The following is an 18404-nucleotide window of genomic DNA, read 5'->3' on the forward strand; positions in this document are numbered from 1 at the left end:
TGCGGGCCAATACCCCGCCGGGCAGTACGACATCTACGATCAGGGCATGCCCGCCATCCCCCGCCCACCGCTGCCGAGGGGCCCCCTGCGCATCGTGGGGAAGCCCCTGACCTGGAGCGGAGCCATCGCGTACCCGGTGGCTCTGCACGTCATGATGCGCGGCAGCTGGCAGGGCTTCTCCGCCGCGATGCTCCTGTTGGTGTCCCTCCTCACGGTGTTGACGGCCAGTCTGCTGCGGCGCACGCCGCTGTCGGCTCTCGCACTGCTGCTCGCCGGCTGGTTCGCCGCGGTATCGGCGAGGGGCATGCTGGAAGCCGGTCTTCTGCAGGTGCTGATCAGCGACCTCGCCGTCGGCTACATCGCGGCCACGCGCCCGCGCCGCACCTCACTCACCGCCGCCGGCATGGCCCTCGGCGGGCAGGCGGCATCCGCGCTCTACTTTCCGTCCGGGCAGGGCGCGTACGTCCAGACGCTCGCGTTCATCGGCGTGGCCCTCGCCGCCGCCTGGACGGCCGGCGATTCCATCCGCGAACGCCGGGAGCACGCAGAGGCGTTGTACGTGCAGGCCACGGCCCAGGCCGTCACCGCGGAACGGCTTCGGATCGCACGCGAACTGCACGACATGATCGGGCACAGCGTCGGGGTCATCGCCATCCAGGCCGGCGTCGGCAGACGGGTCATCGACACGCGGCCGGACGAAGCGCGCAACGCACTCGCCGCCATCGAGGCGACCAGCAAGGAGACCCTGGCCGGACTGGGGCGGACGTTGGGCGCGCTGCGCCGCGCCGATGCGGGCGGTGGAGCGGGCGCCCGAGCGGATTCCGCGCCTCGTGGTCCGGCGCCGGTCCTGGACGATCTCGACCGCCTGGCCGCGTCGGCGAAGGACGCCGGTATCCGTGTCGACGTACGGTGGCTCGGCGAGCGACGGCCGCTGCCCGCCGACATCGAGCTGGCCGCCTACCGGATCGTCCAGGAGTCACTCACCAACGTCGCACGCCACGCCAGCACCCGCGACTGTCTCGTCACCGTCGACTACCGGGCCGACGAGCTTTCCGTCGAAGTCGAGAACGACGGCCGCACCGGCCTCGCTTCGGGTACCGGCGGTGCCGCTGGCTGGGGCATCGTCGGAATGCGCGAGCGTATCGTCCTGCTGCACGGCCAGTTCACGGCCGGTCCGCGTCCCGAAGGCGGATTCCGTGTGGCGGCCCGGCTCCCCCTGCCCGAAGGAGTACACCTTCCATGACGATCCGCGTCGTGCTCGCCGACGATCAGCCGCTGGTACGTTCCGGCCTGAGCGTGCTCATGGCCGGCACCCACGACATCCATGTCGTCGGAGAGGCCGCGACGGGCACCGAAGCACTCCGGCTCGTCGGGGACGTCCAGCCCGACGTGGTGGTGATGGACATCCGCATGCCCGCAATGGACGGCATCGAGGCCACCCGGATGATCACGGCGGACTCCTCGACGACACGGGTCCTGATCCTCACCACCTTCGAGGACGACGACTACGTGTATGCCGCCCTGCGTTCCGGTGCGAGCGGATTCCTCGTCAAGAACATGGACCTGGACGACATCCTCACCGCGATCCGCGTGGTCGCCGCGGGAGACGCCCTGATCGCGCCGAGCGTCACCCGCCGCCTGATCGAGGAGTTCGCCGCACGGCCCGAACCCACCCCCCGGCCACGACCGGTCGAGGGCATCACCGAACGGGAGCGTGAGGTACTGACACTCGTCGGACGCGGCATGTCCAACAGTGAGATCGCCGCCCAACTCTGCATCAGCGTGGCCACCGCCAAGGCCCACGTGGCACGGCTCCTGTCCAAACTCAACGCCCGCGACCGGGTCCACCTCGTCATCCTCGCCTACGAAACAGGCCTGGTCACACTGCCAGGATGACGAGGCTCGCGTCATGAGTGGACCGGTGGCTGAAGTAGCCGTGTTCCAGGTGGACTTGGGGCCCCGCGCGGTCGCCTGGCTGTCAAGGCGGACCACGTCCGCGTGCGTGAGCCCCGCAGGGAAGGTGTCAGTCCCCCCGACGGCCGACTGGGGGAGTTCGACGGCGTCGCGACAGGTCTGTATGCAGATCAGTGGGACCTGGCGGCAGCGGCGGACACCGAGCTCAAGGTCCCCGTGGGCGAAGGGTCGCGGCCACTTCCTGTTCCGGCTCATTGGTCCGATGTCCCACGGCTCGCCGAGTGCTGTGGTCACATCGCTCCGGTCGGCTCCACTGGACACCGGGCCCGGCCCGCCCGTCTTCGCCACATGGTCAGGTCATCGAGGATCTCCACGAGGCGGAGCCTGACAGGTGGTCTGACCAGCAGTCCAGCAGTCCTGCAGGGAGAGCCCGCTGAGGGGGGCTTGGGCTGAGTGTGCGCGGCGAGCCGCGGGTGGCACGGGCGGCGCGGCCGGGGCCCGGGCGGTGCTGGAAGGGGGTGTGGAGCGGCCGTTCGGGTGGCTTCGTGCCTTCACCGACCGCAAGTGCCGTGGGAAGGGCGTTGCTCCGTGCTGTGCTGTGGCCACGGCCCGAACGTGGCCGTACGTGGACCCGCCCGTTGTTCGTGGCGGGTCCGCCCAACAGCTAAGGAGGACTGATGTCGCTCCACCGGAAGGACCGGCGAAGCCGGAGCGTGATCGGCCAACTGATCGCCTCCGCAGTTTTGTTGACTGTGGCCCTGTTGGACGTTTCCGGGGCCCATGCCGCCGCGGTCCACTCCAAACCGAACCCTGACTGGAACGCCATCGCCCGGTGTGAATCCGGCGGGAACTGGCGGGCGAACACCGGCAACGGCCATTACGGCGGATTGCAGTTCACCCAGTCCAGCTGGAACGCGGCGGGAGGCCGCAAGTACGCACGGCGCGCCGACCTCGCCACGAAGTCGGAGCAGATCGCGACGGCGCGGAGACTCGCCAGGATCCAGGGCATGGGAGCGTGGACCTGCGCACGCCGCCGCTGAAGGCCCACGCCCCGACGGGGCGTCGGGGCCGCCCCGTCGGGGGCGGTCCCGGCGGAGGTGCCGACGGTCAGCAGTTGTTGCCGACCGCGTCTATCTTCCCGCCGAACCGGCCCTGATAGTTGGAGGCGTAGTCGCCGGCCCGGACCGGACGGCAGTCCTTGCCGGTCGCCCAGTCGATGAAGGCGCCGGTCCTGTTGGCCCGGAACGAGCCGACGTGATCGACGAACTTGCCGGGCAGGTCCACGTAACCGCCGCGCCACACGTACACGTCGCCGGTCCCGTCCTGGAAGCGCCACAGACAGATGGCATTGCTCGGGCACGTGGGCAGGGCCTGCGCCGTTGCGGGAGAGCCGAAGGTGGCCAGTACGACCGCCCCGGCAACGAGCAGGGTGCGTACGGTGCGAGCCCTCATGCGCTTCTCCTTCGCGACGTCGGATCCCCCATCGTCCTCGCCCGCGCGCGGCCCTGGGAAGACGGCCTTCCCGAAGCGGGGCCGGGGGGCCGAGCGCCGTCGGAGTGGATCAGGGGGCCGGGTGCCGTGGGGCGCTGGCCACCCCGGACTCCCGCCCGCTGAACTCGGCGTCAAGGGTCTCCTGGGCGATGCGCATCGACTCGGCGTACCGCGGCTCGGACATTCGCCGACACCGGACGAGGGAGACCCGTCAGGCCGGCGGGTCCTGGGGTGCCACCACGGTGAAGAGCGCACCGTCGGGATCGGCGAGGACGACCCACCGGCTCGTACTGGACGTCTGTACGGGGGAGGCGGTCCTGCCGCCCTGCCGGGTGGCGGCGTCGACCGCGTTCTCGAGGTCGGGCACGCGGAAGTGGACGTGCCAACGGGGGCGCACCTCGGGGTCGGGTGACGCTTCGAGGGCGCCGCCGCTGATGCGGGCGACGGTGTCGTGGCCGTGGCGCAGGACGACGTGGGCGTGCTCGTAGGAGACCGTGCAGCAGGCCGGCCGTTCGCTGCCCCAGTCGAGGACCTCACCGTAGAAGATGGCCGCTGCGAACGCGTCGCGGGTCCGCAGTTCCAGCCAGGCCGGGGCGCTCCCGCGGCCCACAGACCAGTCGGGGACGACCTCGCCCTGCCAGAAGCCGAAGACGGCCCCGGCCGGGTCCGCCGCCAGGGCGGCTCGCCCGGTGCCGAAGGACAGGGGGCCGACCGCCATGGTGGCGCCGCGTTCGCGGATCCGTGCGGCGGTCACGTCGGCGTCGTCGACGGCGAAGTACGGCGTCCACACCGCCGGCGCGTCGGTACTCCCGCCGAGGGCGCCGACACCGGCGACGGGAGCCCCGTCGCGGAAGGCGACCATGATGCCGTGCCCCAGGTGCGTGGGACGGAATTCCCAGTCGAGCACGGCACTGTAGAACCGCTGGGCGGAGCCGAGATCCCGGGCCAGCAGGCTGACCCAGCACGGGGCACCGAAGATCTCGTGGCTCGACGTCGACACAGCTGTCAGCCTCATCTGCCGCTCAGGGGGGACCAGGACCCTTCCACCGTAGACCCGGGCACGGTGCCGGGCCGTGAGCCGCCGGTCGAACCGAGCCGGTGGGCGCGGCGCACGGTCACCGGCCCGGCCCGTGCGGACGACGTGGGTGCGCCTTACGCCATCCGGGACAGGCGGATGCGGTTCTCCGTCTGATCCTCCGAAGATCGACGTGATTCCGGATGGGCGGCGTTCGACGGGGCAGCCGCACAGTCTGACCGGTTCACCCATCACTGCGGTCCGCCACAGACGGGCCCTCGGTCGATCCCGGAGGTATGCGGTGTCCAGTACGACTCTGACCAGGGGCACCCTGCCGGTCCGCTTGATCGCACTGCCGGGTGTCTACCGGCCGCAGGCGGATACCCGCCTCCTCGCGGAGGCGCTCGCCGACGAGGAGATCGGGCCGCGGTCGGACGCGCTGGAGATCGGTACCGGCACAGGCGCCCTGGCCCTGCACGCCGCGGCCAGGGGAGCCCGGGTCACCGCGGTCGACGTCTCGTGGCCCGCCGTGGTCACGGCGCGACTGAACGCGCTGCGCCGGCGGCTGCCCCTGCGCGTCCTGCACGGCGATTTCGCCGCACGGACCGCCGGGCGCCGCTTCGACCTGGTCGTCGCCAATCCGCCGTACGTCCCCGCCCCGGCGGCCCGGCTGCCGTCGCACGGGCCGGAGCGCGCCTGGGACGCCGGTCCGGACGGGCGCGGGGTCATCGACCGGATCTGCGCGAGCGCCCCGGACCTGCTGCGTCCCGGCGGCGTGCTGCTCCTGGTGCACTCGGGAATGTGCGGAGCCGGGACGACCGTGGACCGGCTGGCCGGGGCCGGGCTCGAGGCAGGGGTCGTCGCGAGGGCCTCCGTGCCGTGGGGCCCGGTCCTGCGTTCGCGACGGGCCTGGCTGCAGGCGCAGGGCCTGGCCGGCGGAACCGAGGAGTGGGAAGAGCTGGTGGTCGTCCGTGCCCGGTACCTCTGAGCCCAGTACTCCAGACAACGCCCCGGTCCCGGTCCCGGTCCCGGCTCCGGTGCCCGCGCCCGCGCCCGCGCGCCGGGTGTCCGTGGACCCCGAGGGCCCGGTCCTGGTGGAGGGGCCGGTCGAGATCCTCCTGGACGACGGCACGGTCGCCCGCTCGGACCGTTTCGTGGTCGCGGTGTGCACCTGCCGCCGCAGCCGTACGTACCCCTGGTGCGACACCAGCCACCGCCGTCGCGAGCGGGTCGACCCGCCGCCCGAGGACAGGACCCCGTGATGACGCCTCCCAGCCCCGGCACGACGGCGACCGCCGCCGGCCCCCGCCTGGCCGAGGGGCGGGGCCCGCTGTCCGCGGCAGTGGCCGAGGCCCTGCGGTCCGGCGGCCCGCCCGCGTACGCCACCGGGTCCGTACTGAAGGCCGACCCGTGGGGTGAGGACCTCCAGCTCGCGCTCTACCTCCTCTACGAACTGCACTACCGCGGCTTCGACGGCGTGGAAGACGAGCGCGAATGGGATCCGGTCCTGCTGCGGCTGCGACAGGACCTCGAAACCCGCTTCCTCCACGCCCTGCGCACCGAGCTGTCCGATGCTCCCCGATCACGATCGGTCGAGGAGGCCTTCGCCCCGCTGCTCGTCGAGCCCGTCGACCTCTCCGGCAGCCTCAGCCACCGTCTCGAAACCGAGGGAGAGCTCTGGCAGTTGCGTGAGTACGCCGCCCTGCGCTCCCTCTACCACCTCAAGGAGGCGGACCCGCACGCCTGGGCCATCCCCCGGCTCACCGGACGGGCCAAGGCCGCCATGGCCGCCATCGAGTACGACGAGTTCGGAGCCGGCCGCGCCGACCGCATCCACGCGGAGCTCTTCGCGGACCTCATGACCGACCTCGGGCTGGATCGCACGTACGGCCGGTACCTGGACCGTGCACCGGCGCCGCTGCTCGCGACGGTGAACCTCATGTCCCTCTTCGGCCTCCACCGGGCGTTGCGCGGCGCTCTCGTCGGCCACTTCGCGTGCGTCGAGGTCACCTCGTCGCCCGGGTCCAGGCGCCTGGCCAAGGCCATGCGGCGCTGCGGAGCGGGACCCGCCGCCGAGCACTTCTACGCCGAGCACGTGGAGGCCGACGCCGTCCACGAACAGGTCGTACGCCACGAGGTCATCGCGGGCCTCCTGGCCGACGAGCCGGGCCTTGAAGCGGACATCGCCTTCGGGTGCGCGGCGACCGTCCTGCTGGAGGACCGCCTCGCGACCCACATCCGGGAGGCCTGGGACCAGGGGCGCAGCGCGCTGCGTTCGCCCCTGCCGGCACAGGCGGGCCCGGCCATCGAGCCTCAGGGGAGGCGGACATGAACCGCGCCGCCCTGTTCGATGTCGACGGCACCCTCGCCGACACCAATCACCTGCACGTCGTCTGCTGGTGGGAGGCCCTGCGGCAGGCGGGCGACGACGTCGCGATGCACGACATCCACCGCGCGATCGGACTGCCGGGGGAGGACCTCCTCGCGCACCTGCTGGGCGAGGACCGGGACACGAGCGGGGACGACACGCTCAGCACCGCGCACACCACCCTCTACGGCACGTACTTCGACCGGCTGCCCGCCTTGGACTCGGCAGCCGAGCTGCTGCGCGAGGTGGACCGCCGGGGCTGGCGGGTCGTGCTCGTGACCTCGGCGAAGGACGCCGAGCTCGGCGCGCTCAGGCGGGCCGTCGACGCCGACGACGCCATCACCGCGACGGCGAGCTCCGACGACGTGAGCGAGGGGAAGCCCGCACCCGATCCGGTGCTCCACGCCCTCGGCCTCGCCGGTGCCGCCGCGCGTGACTCCGTGTTCGTCGGCGACACCGTGTGGGACATGCGGGCGGCCACCCGGGCCGACGTCGCGTGCGTGGGACTGCTCTGCGGCGGCATTGCGCGGCGCGACCTCGAAGAGGCCGGAGCCCGTGCCGTCTACCGGCACCCCGCCGACCTGCTCGCGCACATCGACGGCAGCCCGTTCGCCGTGGCCGGGCCTCACGCGGGGTGGCCCGGCGGGATGTCCTCGGCGTCGCTGTAGCGCAGCAGCTCGACGGCGGACCCGTCAGTCCCGTCGTCCTCCGGCGGGCCCTCCTCGACCGGTGCCAGGAGGAACCCCACATGGTCGCCGCCCTCGATCCGCCCTTCGACCGCGCCGACGAACCAGGTGCGCACGTCCGTCAGCACAGGACTGCCGTGCCTGCTGGGCCGCCAGGAGACCCGCGCGAGCTTGTCCACCCGGTCGCCGGTCTCGCCGCCGAACAGCTCTGCCAGCCCGTCCTGGTCCCGGCGCAGTACGTGCACGGTGAGGTACGGGGCTCCGCGCGCCACGCGGTAGGTGTGATTGGCCGTGGACAGCCATACGACGAAGCGCGGCGGATGGATCGAGCACTGGGAGGCGAACCCCACCAGGCATCCCGAGCGCTCCTCGCCGGCCGCGACCGTGACCACGTACATCGGCCCGTCCAGGACGCCGGTGAAGGCATCGAGCCCGGTCTCGGGCATGACCACTCCTCTCACCGATGAGCGGCTACCCGGCCCGACGCCTCGGAACCGCACCACACCACACCACACCGCGCGAGCCGTGTACGAGATCTCCGCGGGTCGGCCGCCGGGCCGCGCTGGTTTGCCCCGCAGAGACGGGGGCAGCCGCGTGAATGAATCCGACGAGGCCCCGGAATGGAGGCCGACCATGTCAACCAGCACACTCATCGCCGTCATCGTCGTCGCAGCGGTCGTCGTGATCGCGCTCACGGTCGCACTGTGGTGGATGGCGCGCCGACGGCACCTGCATAACCAGTTCGGACCCGAGTACGACCGCACGGTCGAAGCAGAGGGCGGGCGCATGGCCGCCGAGCGCGAGCTGCGTGCCCGCGAGCACCGCCACGACAAGCTCGAGATCAAGGAACTGCCCGCCGACCGGCGAGACCAGTACGCCACCGAATGGAGCACCGTCCAAGAGCATTTCGTCGACCGGCCGGAGGGGTCGGTCGAGGAGGCCGACGAACTGGTGTCGCGACTGATGCGCGAGCGGGGGTATCCCACGGACGACTACGGCGGCCGGCTGCGCGACCTCTCGGTCGAACACGGCCGGACCCTGGAGCACTACCGGGCCGCCCACGACGTCAAGGTGCGCAGCGCCGACCAGCGGACGACCACCGAGGAACTCCGCGGGGCGATGGTGCACTACCGCGCCCTGTTCGACGACCTGCTGACAGACCAGAGGAGCCGGTGAGATGCGTAACCACGGAAGCAACGAAGAACGAGTCGGCGACGCAGGCATCACGACGGAGGACATCGCCCGTCCGGTCCCGGCTTCGCACCCCGGCACGAACCGCGAGTTCGACGACGGCGGTGGCGGGTCGGCCGACGGGGGGACGCCGCCCGTGTACCCGGGGGAGGCCACCGCGGACGCGGCTGCCGACGAGCCCGGGAACCTCGAGAACGGCGACGTACGCCCGACGGATCGCACGGATCGCACGGATCGCACGGCGGGGACCGGCCCCGCGGACGCGGCCGACGGTGTCGACGAGCCGCTGCTCGGTGCCGAGGACACCGCGGACTACCGCAAGGCGTGGAGCGAGATCCAGGGCCGGTTCGTCGACGACCCGCAGGAGGCGGTGAGGTCGGCGGACGCCCTCGTCGCCGAGGTGATGCAAACCCTCGCCCGCACCTTCTCCGCCCACAAGCAGGGGCTGGAAGGCCAGTGGGGCCAGGGCGAGCAGGTCGCGACCGAGGAACTGCGGCTGGCGCTGCAGCACTACCGGTCGTTCTTCAACCGCCTCCTCAACACCTGACCGTGTCCGAGCCGGCCAGCGAGGACGGGCCCGACGCGGAAGACGTGGTGCAGGACGCCGCGTTGACCGCGTTGCGGCGCATCGGTGACGCCGGGACGGCGCGGCCGTGGGCGCGTGGTTGCGGGCGGTGGTACGCGACTCCGGCCGCATCCGACTGCGCGCCACGCGGGAGACGTCCGGCCTCGAGGGCCTGGATCCGGGACGCCGTGGAGGAACTGCCGCAGCAGCAACGGCTGGTGCTGATGGTGCGCACTTCAGCGGCATCACCTCCTACCAGGAGACCGCGGGCGCGTGCGAGGTGCGGCCGCGCCGTGGAAGGGGGCCGAGCGTGGCCGTTCGACCTGGCCCGCATCCGCCTGTACCACGGCGGGCGCCTGCGGCGCGGCAGCCCCGTGCGTACGGCTGCCCGGTCCGAGACCGTGGCGCTGACACCGCAGCAGCGGGAGATCGCGGGCTCGGCCGCCGCCGCTCCGACCAGCCGACCGGGCGACGACGCATCGCGCGACGGCTGAGCACTTGCCGCCCGGCGGGGGGCTTGCGAGGGTTACGCGTCGAGGGTCAGGCAGTGCGTTCCGGCTGCGCGTCGGAGGGCAGCAGGTCTCTGGCCCTGCGCTCCATCAGGACCGGCAGGTAGGTGCGTACGCGTGCGTACCTGAGTTCTTCGTACGCCGTCTGTACCGAGCTGCGCACGAGCCCGGCGTCCAGGTGAGGGTGCTCCTTCAGCAGCCGCTCGGCGACATGACGGATGGCGAGGGCACCCTCCGACTCAGACATCAAGCACCTCACCCTTCCGTCGGGGACCGCCCCTCCCCAGTCTCGCGGAGCAACGCCCACCCGGGAAGTCGATCTTCCGATGCTCTGTGCGGCCGTCGGGGTTGCCCATCGGCCGGAACCTGCCGCGCCCGGGGTGGCGATCGGCTGCGGCACAGGCCGGAGGAGGATTCCGCGTCCCGGCTCGCCTCGCGGCGTGCCGGAGCGCAGGATGGAACAGGTGATGACGGTGTTGGTGGTCGGCGTGCCCGACGGCGAGCAGTTGGAGCTGCTCCGCTCGGGCATCCAGCGCAACCCGCACTTCCGGGTCGTGTCGCATGCCCACGACCCCGCCGTCGCGCTCGCGCACGCGCGCGTCCTGATGCCCGACATCACGGTCGTGTCCCTGCCCGCCGGGCTCGACAGGCTCGACGCGGACCCGGACGTCCTCCGCGTCTTCCACGGGGTGCGCACCCTGGACCCGCCGAGTGGTGTGGTGCTTCGGACGGCCGCCGCCCGTGTGCCCCGTGCGGTGTCCGGTCTCGCGGTCGAGGGAGCCGTCCACGTCGTGCGCGAGGGGGACGCCGACGCGCTGATGCGGGCCCTGCGCACGATCGGGCTGCGCCGGGCCAGCTGCGACCCCGACGAGATGCCCTGATCCCGGCGGCGTGGCCCGAGCAGGCTTCCCACGCTCAGGGGTCGGCGGCGAGGTTCGAGCCGGTGACGGGCGGCTACGCTGGGGCCACGGCCCAGAACCGGCCGCCGTCGTGACCGCGGACCGCGGTGGCCGTACCCCGGGGCCGGCACGGCGGACCCGCCCGCACCACCCAGGACGACGCCATCACCCGCAGCGAGCGCACCCCCCACCCGAACTCCGTGACCGTCGTGACCCGCCCGACGGGGGCGAGATGAGGGCTTCCCCGGCCGTACGCGCCGCTCTGGTGTCCGTTCCGGTGTCCGTTCTGGCATGGGGAGCCCTCACGGCCTGCGCCGCCGACGAGGAAGGGCTGCGGTACGCGACCGACTACGCCCACCACGAACCGCTGGGCGTGGTCGGACATCCCACCTCCGATTCCCTCCGGATCACCCAGAAGCTCATCTGGAGGCTCGCCGACGGCGAACCGGAGGAGCTGGAATCGCTCGCCGCCGACGGCGATGACGCGAAGGGCGAGGCCGAGAGGACCGCCGAGAACTGGATCCAGGCCTTCGAGAAGGGGGCCGGCGGGAAGGTGACCGCGGAGTTCTACGACGAGGGGTCCGTACGGCAGCTCGTCGTCGTGTACTTCCACGACACGGCCCAGACCAAGGTGTTCCTGGTCCGCCTCACCGGAAGAACGGGCGAGGGCGGCTGGCGCGTGCACATGCGCGAGCCGGATCCGAGGGAGGCTTCGGCGGTCCCCGAGTGGGTTCCCAAGACGCCCGGGGGCCTGGGCTCGAAGACACCGCGCTGACAGGGCGACAAGCGGCCTGCGGAGGTGGTCTCCTCCGGGTGTCTCCTCCAGGAACCTCACTGGCGGCTCACCGTGCGGGTCACGCCCGTGAGGATGGTGGTGGCCAGGACCCAGCCGGCGATGATCAGGGCGTACGACAGCCACTGGTGCCAGCCGTCCGGGGAGAACGCCGTCTCCTGACCGAAGCTGATGACCGGCAGGAGCAGATCGAGGGTGTAGAAGACGGTGTTGAAGCGAGGGGCCTCGCCCGCCTTGATGGGAGCGGGCTGGTCCAGACCGTAGGCGATCGACCCGAGGGCCAGGAGGGACAGCAGCCAGACGGCCGCGCGCAACGGGCGGAAGCCGTAGCCGACCGCGGCGTCCTGGACGTGGCCCCACAGCCGTCCGTACCACGGGAGCGTGGCGCGCCGGCGGCGCTGCTTGGCGAGCTGTACGAGCCGGGCCGCGTCGTCGTCCCCGACGTGGCGGTACGCGGCCGTCAACTGCTCGTAGAGGTGGGGCTCGTACGGGCCGCCGTCGCGTTCGAGCATCGGAAGACGGCGCTCGGCAGGCTCGTGCGGGGAGAGCACGGTGTACGTGAGATTGCTGAGGAGCACCTGGTCCGGGAGCACGTCCGGTTCAAGGCTGAGGATCTCTATCTGTGACCTGCGCAGATTCAGGGCGCCCCGGACGCGCTCGCCCGCGCCCAGCCAGAGTTCACCGATGACGCAACTGCTCGCCCGCAGCGCCGTGTCGCCCGGATGCGACAGGTCGGCGTGGAGCAGGTCGAGACGGCTCATTATGTGCGAGCCCCGGAGCTCGATCCGGCCCCGCGCGCGCATGCGCCGTGCACGTACGTGCGCTCCGACGTTGAGGTTCTGTGCGTCCAGCGCGGTGCCGCCGGGTGTGTTGAATTCCGCGTCCTGCAGGTTGATCCGTCCTGCGACGGACGCGCCGGTCAGCCGTACCTGTCCGTGCGCGCGCATCTGCGGCGCCCAGATGTCCGCCCCGATCGCGGCTTGGTTGAGCTGCAGCACCGGCTCGGAGTCGTCCGCCGCCGTGAACCGCGTCCGCTCCATGTACAGCGCCCCGGAGATCTGCGCGCCGCTGAGCCGTACCGGCCCCCGCATGTGGCAGTCCGTCATCCGCAGCACACCCTCGACCCGCACGTTCGCCGAGGTGAGGCCCGGCAGAACAGACCCGCTCAGGTCGAGTTCGCGCAACTGGGCGCCGTACAGGTCGGGGACGTCGTCGAACCGGCAGTCGTTCAGCCGGACGGATACGTCGATCGCGGCGTGCTTCAGGTCCAGTACGCCGACGACCCGCGCTCCCGTGACGACGAGCGCGGCGATCTCCCCCTCCTCCTGCGGGGCTTCGACCAGCAGCCTCCGCAGCACGGCGGCGCGTACGGTACGCCCGGGGTCCCGGGCGTCGCCGGGCAGCGGATCCCCGTCCCCCGCGGCGCGGAAGTCCACGGACTCGCCGCGCGGATAGGCCCGCCACACGCGGGCCTCGGCACGGGACAGATGGTTGATCTCGCTCACGCAAGGACTTTGACCTGCCGCGTTTGGCCTGTCAACCGACCTTCTGCCGCATCAGCGGCCACCCGACCGGACCGGGCACTGGATGTCGGGTCGGGCAGGGTGGGTCCCTTTTAACGTGAGTGATCGAAAGGGAAGGAGGCCGGGGTGCTGGAGCGGTGGAACCAGGCCATGGAGCACATCGAGTGCCACCTGGATCAGCGGATCGAGGTGGCCGACCTGGCGCGGATCGTCGTGACGTCGGAGTACCACTTCCGGCGGCTGTTCTCCGCGTTGGCGAGGACGGCGGTCTGAGCGAGGGCGCGCGGCGGCCCCGGGCCGCCGCGTGCCGGACACGTCGCTCGCCTTCGCGGCGCGGCTGAGGGCAGCGGGTCAGCCCTGTGCGTGCTCGGTCCACGTGCGGAGTTTCTCCGGGTTGCGGACCGCCCAGATGCGGGTGATGCGGCCTCCGGTGAGACCGAACGCCGCCACCGTCACGGTGACGCCGGAGTGCTGGGCGACCAGACCGGGCCGGCCGTTGACCGTCCGTTCCAGGAGTGTCAGCCCGGGCGCCTTGTCGGCGATGTGGATCAGGTACTCGGCGATGCGCGCGCTGCCCTCGACCGGGCGCAGCACGGTGCCGACCAGGCCGCCGCCGTCGGCGGTCATCGTGGCGTCGGGGTCGAGGAGGCCGACGAGCGCCTTGATGTTCTTGGCCTCCCAGGCTTCCTTGAAGTCCCGTACCAGGCCGGCCTGCCCGGCCGCCGCAACGGCCGGGGCCTGCGCGGCGTGAATGCGCCGTCGGGCCGAGGACGCCAGTTGCCGGCACGCCGCGGGCGTCCGGCCGACGATCTCGGCGATCTCGGCGAAGGGGTAGCGGAAGACGTCGTGCAGGATGAACGCCACGCGTTCGGCGGGCGTCATCGACTCCAGGACGACGAGGAAGGCCATGTTCACCGACTCGTCCAGGGTGATCCGGTCGGCGGGGTCGGCCGGTTCGGCGCCGCCGCCCGCCCGGCTGCTGATCCACTCCGTGTGGTCGGGCAGCGGCTCGGGTATCCAAGCGCCGACGTAGCGCTCGCGCCGGGCCCGCGCCGAGCCGAGCAGGTCCAGGCAGATGCGGCTGGCCACCGTCGTCAGCCAGGCGCCGGGTGACTCGATGGCCTGCTGCTGTTGCCGCGACATCGCGTACCAGCGGGCATAGGCCTCCTGTACGGCGTCCTCGGCCTCGGCCAGTGAACCGAGCAGCCGGTAGGCGAGGTTGATCAGCTGGCGCCGCTCGCCGACGACCGCGCTCAGGCCCGGCTCGGACCGGGCGTGCCCTGCCTCGGATGGGGTTCTCATGGTCGCGACCGCTCCCTGGTTCTTCTCGTCGGATTCGGCTCTCGACACGTCGACGGAACACCGCACCGGAGTACGAGGCCGGCGCCCCGCGTCACGTTTCGCGGCCCTGTGTCGTCGGACCGACGAGACACTACCGATCCACCGCCGCGAGGCGGATGAGGGGGCCGCGTCATGGCCACGCAGACGACGGCAGTACCGGGCCGGCTCACGTTCCCGCAGGTCGCGCTGGCCCTGCAGGCGTCGGCCATCTTCTTCCAGGCGGTCACCGCCGGACTGCTGCTGTCCTCGTCCCACGGAGAGGTACTGCACGGCGTCGGAGCGCGCGTGATGTACGGCGCATCGATGCTGTACGTGCTCGCCGCGGTTCTGGCGTGGTGGCCGGGCGGCGGCTCGCCCCGTCCCGTCCCGTCCCGTACGCGTCCGGCTTCCTCGTCCTCGCCTCGGTGCAGGTGGTGCTGGGCATCGCGCGTGCCGTCGGTCCATGTCCCCCTGGGCGTCCTGATGTTCGGCCTGAGCCTGCTGGACCTGGGCCGGGTGCTGTCCACCCGCCTGCCGGAACGCAAGGGCAGGCGGGCGTGGCAAGCCGCTGACGCGCCGGCGCCCTGCCCGCGGGGAACGGACAGGGCGCCGGAGTACGGGGCCGGGAGCGTCAGGTGCCCAGGGCGGGGCCGCGCCACTGCTGGTTGGTGTGGCTCGGGGTGCAGTCCCGGATGCCGAGGCGGGCGCCGTTGCCGGTGGCCCAGCCCAGGGCGTCGAGGCACTTGCCGGAGTGGACGCTGCGCAGCAGGCCGCCGGGCAGTTGCTCCCCCTTCTGGTTGGTGCCCTGGTGGCAGCTGTTGAGGCCGAGGAGGGAGCCGTTCTCGGTCTTCGCGTACTGGACGTCGAGACACTCTCGCCCGGCTTCGGGCCGCCGTGGACACGCACGCCCTGGTCAACCTGACCGGCGGGCTGGGCAGCGGGAAGAGCCGGCTGGCCCGGCGGCTGCCGGCCGAGGCGACCGTCGGCCTCGCCGCGGACGGTGACCTCGGGGGTTGCGAAGGCTCGCCGCGCAGCCGGGCGGTCTCCTGATCGTCGACAGCGTGGACGGGCCCGGGCGGGCCGAGGCGGTCGCGGCGGCGCTGGACCCGGCCGGCGACGCACCCGGGCCCGCCCCGTCCGCTCCGCTCAGGCCCGTGCTGCTGGTCAGCAGGCTTCCGCTGCGTGCGGCCGCCGACTGGGGCGAGCGGGCCCCGGTGGGCATCGGGCTCGGCCCCCGGCCCGCGGCGGCCGTAGAGGCGCAGGCCCGGGCGGCGGGCGTCACCGACCCGGAGGCCCTGGCCCTCGTGGTCCGAGTGGCCGGCGGGGTACCCCTGCTCGCGGATCTCGCCTGCCGTGCCCTGCACATGGGGATCGCCCCGGACGTGCCCGGTGCGGCCGCCGACTGGATGGCCGGCGAGGTGCTGGAGCGGCTCGGGCGCGAACGGCCCGGGCAGCGCTGGCGCCACGCACTGCGCCCCGGGCAGGACGCACCCGTGCGCGACGTGCCGGTGCTGGTGGCACGGGCGCTGGCCCGGCTCGGCGACCCCGCGGAGCTGGCGCGCAGTCCGCTGCCGGCCTGTGCCGGGATCGGGTCGCCCGCCGGGCTGCGGGCCTGGCTGCGGGACGCGTTGGCGGAACTGGCCGCGGCCGAGGCGCCGGCCGACGCGGAGGCGGGGGCGATCCTGCAGGCGTACTACCTCGGCCGGTCCCGTACGCACCATCAGGTGGCCCGGCGGCTGCACCTGAGCCGGGCCACCAACTTCCGCAGACTGCGGCGCGGGCTCGCGCTCGTGGCGGCCCGGCTGCCGGTCCGTACCGGATGACGAGAGGCGTGGCCGGGCCCCGGGAGGGGGATCAGGACCGGCCATTTCAGTGGCGGAATATGCACCTTAATTCGATCACGACATCGTGCTTGGATGGCGCCGCCACAGTAATTCGTTTACGAATGAACGGCTTTGACGAACCGGCGGTAACTCCTCGAAGCGTCCAGGTTACGGAGAAGGGAGAAAAGGCCGACGGGTACCGAATGGGCCGTCCCGCGACTCGACTTCCACAAGATCCGTTATGTAGTGTTCCAGTTATTCACCGCCCAACGGGGGGCGGACGGCAACTGAGGGCTTGGTCCGGACTATTTCCGGAGCGTGACGGGCCCCGCAGAACCGGCGACCACCGCCCCCGCCGCGCTCCCTATAGGGGGAATGCGTGTCCCGACACGGGGGATCAGCCATCCGGTTCCAGCTTTTGGGGCCTTTGAGCATTGCGCACGGCCCCGAAGCCGTCGTTCTCAAACCGTCCAAGCCGACCAGTCTTCTCGCCGCACTTCTGCTGCATCCGGGCGTCGTCGTGTCGACCACCTACCTGCTGCGCGCCGTATGGGACGAAGAACCGCCCGCCACGGCCCGTGCCGCACTGCAGACGTGTGTCCTGCGGCTGCGCCGGCTATTCGCCAAGTACGGCATTTCCGCGACCACCATAGAGGCCGTACCCGGCGGTTACCGGATGCACAATGACACCGAGACCCTGGATCTCGTGCTGTTCCGCACGCTCACGGCCCGGGCCGTGTCGGCGGCCGGCCCGGGAGAGGAGCTCTACCGGCTCCGGGAGGCGCTGTCGCTCTGGCGTGGGCAGCCGCTCGCCAACGTGGCCTCGCGCATGCTCCGGCAGGACGCGGTGCCCGCGCTCGAACAGGAGCGGCTACGGGTCCTGGAACGGGTCTGCGACCTCGAACTGGCCGCCGGGAACTGCCACCAGGTCCTGGTCGACCTCTACGAGAGCGCACGTCGGCACCCGGTGCGCGAACGCTTCACCGAGCAGCTCGTCGAGGCCCTCTACCGCACCGGGCGGCAGGCTGAGGCCCTCGCCGAGTACCGCACGGTGCGCGACCGGCTGCGCGACGAACTGGGCATCGACCCGGGCCCGGGGCTGCGGCGCCTGGAACTCGCCATCCTGCGCGCCGAGGACCTGGCGCCCGCCCGGCCGGAGCCCCCGCGCGCGGTGACCGCGGCCGAGGTCCCCGCGCTGGCTGCCGGAGCGGCCGCCACGGCCGGGCCGGGCCCGGCGGTGCTCCCCGTACCGGCCTTCGCCGGGCGCGAGGGCGACCGTACGGCCATGGCGGCACGGCTCACCGCCGCCGACGGACCGCGCCTGGTCGTCGTCTCGGGGGCGCCGGGCATCGGCAAGTCGGCACTGGCCCGCCAGACCGCGTACGAGGTCCAAGCGTCTTTCCCCGGCGGGGTGTTCACCGTCCACTTGTCCCGGCCGGACGGGAGCGCGGTCGCCGTCGAGGAGGCGGCCCGCCTGCTGCCCGAGCCCGGCGCCGGGCGGCGGCTGATCGTCCTGGACGGCGCGGCCGGCGCCTGGCAGGTGCTGCCCCTGCTGCCCGCGGCGGGGGACGCGTCCGTCCTCGTCACCAGCAGGCGCGGCCTCGCGGCCGTCGTCGCCACGCACGGCGGCGCGGTGCACCGGCTCGACGTGCTGCGGCCCGCCGAGGCGTACGGACTGCTCGCCGGGCTCGTGGGCGCCGAGCGGATCGCGGCCGAGCCTGCCGCGGCCCGGCGACTGGCCACCGTGTGCGGGCACTTCCCGCTCGCCCTGCGGATCGCAGCGGGACGGCTGCTGACCCGGCCCGGCCTGTCGGTCGCGGACGGTGCGGCCTGGCTCGCCGAGGATCCCCCCGCGCGGCTGGCCCTCGCGGAGGACGCCCGGCTCTCGGTACCCGAGGTACTGGGACAGGCGCTCGACGGGCTGGCTCCGGAGCTGCGGGAGGCGTTCCTCCGGCTGGGCGCACGCGCCGCGGACGACGACCCGTCGGCCGGGGAGGGCGAATCCGTACTCGAACAGCTCGTGGAGGCAGGGATGTTGGAGGACGGACCGCCCGGCCCGTACCGCCTCCACGACTTCCTTCGCATCTACGCGCGTTGGCACGTCCGCATGAGCAAGACGGCCGCCGCCGCAGCACCCGCGGCCGCAGCCGCACCCCGCTGACCCGAACCCACCGGCCCCGCCCGCCCCCACCTCCCCTCCCTCTCGCCTCCCTCTCGCCTCCCTCTCGCCTCCCTCTCGCCTCCCTCTCGCCTCCCCCTCCCCTCCCCCTCGCCTCCCTCCTTGCCCTCCCTTCCTCCCTCGCCGAT

General features: G+C 72.5%; 21 protein-coding genes and 3 pseudogenes. 17 read left to right on the forward strand and 7 right to left on the reverse strand.

Annotation, left to right across the window (positions count from 1 at the left end; translation table 11 throughout):
• Positions 1 to 46: 46 nt before the first annotated feature.
• The 3 genes from OG332_RS44240 to OG332_RS44250 all read left to right on the forward strand — a co-directional run bounded on the left by OG332_RS44240 (position 47) and on the right by OG332_RS44250 (position 2954).
• Positions 47 to 1243: a sensor histidine kinase gene (locus OG332_RS44240; RefSeq protein ID WP_327418738.1), complete on the forward strand. Its 1197-nt coding sequence runs from the start codon at positions 47 to 49 to the stop codon at positions 1241 to 1243.
• Complete coding sequence (locus OG332_RS44245) at positions 1240 to 1896, forward strand: response regulator transcription factor (RefSeq protein ID WP_327418739.1); 657 nt, start codon at positions 1240 to 1242, stop codon at positions 1894 to 1896. The genes OG332_RS44240 and OG332_RS44245 overlap by 4 nt, the downstream gene beginning before the upstream one ends.
• 695 nt (positions 1897 to 2591) lie before the next feature.
• On the forward strand, positions 2592 to 2954 hold the full coding sequence (locus tag OG332_RS44250; RefSeq protein WP_327418740.1) for a transglycosylase family protein: 363 nt from the start codon (positions 2592 to 2594) through the stop codon (positions 2952 to 2954).
• 67 nt (positions 2955 to 3021) lie between these two features.
• Here the strand turns inward: OG332_RS44250 and OG332_RS44255 are convergent, their stop codons facing one another.
• Positions 3022 to 3366, reverse strand: coding sequence for a peptidase inhibitor family I36 protein (locus OG332_RS44255; RefSeq protein ID WP_327418741.1), 345 nt, complete (start codon positions 3364 to 3366; stop codon positions 3022 to 3024).
• A 250-nt stretch (positions 3367 to 3616) separates the two neighbouring features.
• Positions 3617 to 4354 carry a VOC family protein gene (locus OG332_RS44260; protein ID WP_327419558.1) on the reverse strand — a complete coding sequence of 246 codons (738 nt, stop codon included), beginning with the start codon at positions 4352 to 4354 and terminating at the stop codon, positions 3617 to 3619.
• Between the two features lie 367 nt (positions 4355 to 4721).
• Here OG332_RS44260 and OG332_RS44265 point away from each other — a divergent pair, with 367 nt between their 5' ends.
• From OG332_RS44265 to OG332_RS44280, 4 genes are read left to right on the forward strand one after another with little or no spacing between them, the layout of a single operon-like run.
• Positions 4722 to 5408: a HemK2/MTQ2 family protein methyltransferase gene (locus OG332_RS44265; protein ID WP_327418742.1), complete on the forward strand. Its 687-nt coding sequence runs from the start codon at positions 4722 to 4724 to the stop codon at positions 5406 to 5408.
• A gap of 49 nt (positions 5409 to 5457) precedes the next feature.
• Complete coding sequence (locus tag OG332_RS44270; protein WP_327419559.1) at positions 5458 to 5682, forward strand: CDGSH iron-sulfur domain-containing protein; 225 nt, start codon at positions 5458 to 5460, stop codon at positions 5680 to 5682.
• On the forward strand, positions 5682 to 6752 hold the full coding sequence (locus tag OG332_RS44275) for an iron-containing redox enzyme family protein (protein ID WP_327418743.1): 1071 nt from the start codon (positions 5682 to 5684) through the stop codon (positions 6750 to 6752). Before OG332_RS44270 ends, OG332_RS44275 begins: the two co-directional genes overlap by 1 nt.
• Complete coding sequence (locus OG332_RS44280; protein ID WP_327418744.1) at positions 6749 to 7456, forward strand: HAD family hydrolase; 708 nt, start codon at positions 6749 to 6751, stop codon at positions 7454 to 7456. Before OG332_RS44275 ends, OG332_RS44280 begins: the two co-directional genes overlap by 4 nt.
• Here OG332_RS44280 and OG332_RS44285 read toward each other — a convergent pair.
• The gene (locus OG332_RS44285; protein ID WP_327418745.1) at positions 7414 to 7920 is read right to left on the reverse strand and encodes a flavin reductase family protein; all 507 of its coding nucleotides are present in this window, start codon (positions 7918 to 7920) and stop codon (positions 7414 to 7416) included. The two genes, OG332_RS44280 and OG332_RS44285, sit on opposite strands and share 43 nt — an antisense overlap.
• A gap of 187 nt (positions 7921 to 8107) precedes the next feature.
• On the opposite strand from OG332_RS44285, the gene OG332_RS44290 reads away from it, so the two are divergent.
• The 3 genes from OG332_RS44290 (at position 8108) to OG332_RS44300 (ending at position 9724) form a co-directional block, all read left to right on the forward strand.
• Positions 8108 to 8650, forward strand: a complete 543-nt coding sequence (locus tag OG332_RS44290; protein WP_327418746.1) for a hypothetical protein — start codon at positions 8108 to 8110, stop codon at positions 8648 to 8650.
• A gap of 1 nt (position 8651) precedes the next feature.
• Complete coding sequence (locus OG332_RS44295) at positions 8652 to 9212, forward strand: hypothetical protein (protein ID WP_327418747.1); 561 nt, start codon at positions 8652 to 8654, stop codon at positions 9210 to 9212.
• A 311-nt stretch (positions 9213 to 9523) separates the two neighbouring features.
• Positions 9524 to 9724 (forward strand): hypothetical protein, encoded by a 201-nt coding sequence (locus tag OG332_RS44300; RefSeq protein WP_327418748.1) that lies wholly within the window; start codon positions 9524 to 9526, stop codon positions 9722 to 9724.
• Between the two features lie 46 nt (positions 9725 to 9770).
• Here the strand turns inward: OG332_RS44300 and OG332_RS44305 are convergent, their stop codons facing one another.
• On the reverse strand, positions 9771 to 9986 hold the full coding sequence (locus OG332_RS44305) for a three-helix bundle dimerization domain-containing protein (protein WP_327418749.1): 216 nt from the start codon (positions 9984 to 9986) through the stop codon (positions 9771 to 9773).
• A 208-nt stretch (positions 9987 to 10194) separates the two neighbouring features.
• Here OG332_RS44305 and OG332_RS44310 point away from each other — a divergent pair, with 208 nt between their 5' ends.
• Positions 10195 to 10620, forward strand: a complete 426-nt coding sequence (locus tag OG332_RS44310) for a hypothetical protein (RefSeq protein ID WP_327418750.1) — start codon at positions 10195 to 10197, stop codon at positions 10618 to 10620.
• Between the two features lie 250 nt (positions 10621 to 10870).
• Positions 10871 to 11413, forward strand: a complete 543-nt coding sequence (locus tag OG332_RS44315) for a hypothetical protein (protein ID WP_327418751.1) — start codon at positions 10871 to 10873, stop codon at positions 11411 to 11413.
• 56 nt (positions 11414 to 11469) lie between these two features.
• On the opposite strand, the gene OG332_RS44320 is transcribed toward OG332_RS44315, so the two are convergent.
• Positions 11470 to 12936, reverse strand: coding sequence for a membrane-associated oxidoreductase (locus OG332_RS44320; RefSeq protein ID WP_327418752.1), 1467 nt, complete (start codon positions 12934 to 12936; stop codon positions 11470 to 11472).
• A gap of 144 nt (positions 12937 to 13080) precedes the next feature.
• Here OG332_RS44320 and OG332_RS44325 point away from each other — a divergent pair.
• Positions 13081 to 13212, forward strand: a pseudogene (locus OG332_RS44325) (AraC family transcriptional regulator); the annotation flags it as partial.
• A 93-nt stretch (positions 13213 to 13305) separates the two neighbouring features.
• Here OG332_RS44325 and sigJ read toward each other — a convergent pair.
• Positions 13306 to 14256: an RNA polymerase sigma factor SigJ gene (sigJ, locus tag OG332_RS44330; RefSeq protein ID WP_327418753.1), complete on the reverse strand. Its 951-nt coding sequence runs from the start codon at positions 14254 to 14256 to the stop codon at positions 13306 to 13308.
• 171 nt (positions 14257 to 14427) lie between these two features.
• Here sigJ and OG332_RS44335 point away from each other — a divergent pair.
• A pseudogene (locus tag OG332_RS44335) lies at positions 14428 to 14790 on the forward strand (hypothetical protein); the annotation flags it as partial.
• Between the two features lie 115 nt (positions 14791 to 14905).
• Here the strand turns inward: OG332_RS44335 and OG332_RS48065 are convergent.
• Positions 14906 to 15142, reverse strand: a pseudogene (locus OG332_RS48065) (RICIN domain-containing protein); the annotation flags it as partial.
• A 26-nt stretch (positions 15143 to 15168) separates the two neighbouring features.
• Here OG332_RS48065 and OG332_RS44340 point away from each other — a divergent pair.
• The 3 genes from OG332_RS44340 to OG332_RS44350 all read left to right on the forward strand — a co-directional run bounded on the left by OG332_RS44340 (position 15169) and on the right by OG332_RS44350 (position 18258).
• The gene (locus tag OG332_RS44340; RefSeq protein WP_327418754.1) at positions 15169 to 15324 is read left to right on the forward strand and encodes a hypothetical protein; all 156 of its coding nucleotides are present in this window, start codon (positions 15169 to 15171) and stop codon (positions 15322 to 15324) included.
• Positions 15288 to 16097, forward strand: a complete 810-nt coding sequence (locus OG332_RS44345; RefSeq protein ID WP_327418755.1) for a hypothetical protein — start codon at positions 15288 to 15290, stop codon at positions 16095 to 16097. The genes OG332_RS44340 and OG332_RS44345 overlap by 37 nt, the downstream gene beginning before the upstream one ends.
• 427 nt (positions 16098 to 16524) lie before the next feature.
• A complete protein-coding gene (locus OG332_RS44350; RefSeq protein WP_327418756.1) occupies positions 16525 to 18258 on the forward strand; it encodes an AfsR/SARP family transcriptional regulator in 1734 nt (577 codons plus the stop codon).
• The last annotated feature ends 146 nt before the right edge of the window (positions 18259 to 18404 follow it).

Origin of the sequence: Streptomyces sp. NBC_01233 (assembly GCF_035989305.1) — a bacterium.
Taxonomy (GTDB): Bacteria; Actinomycetota; Actinomycetes; order Streptomycetales; family Streptomycetaceae; genus Streptomyces.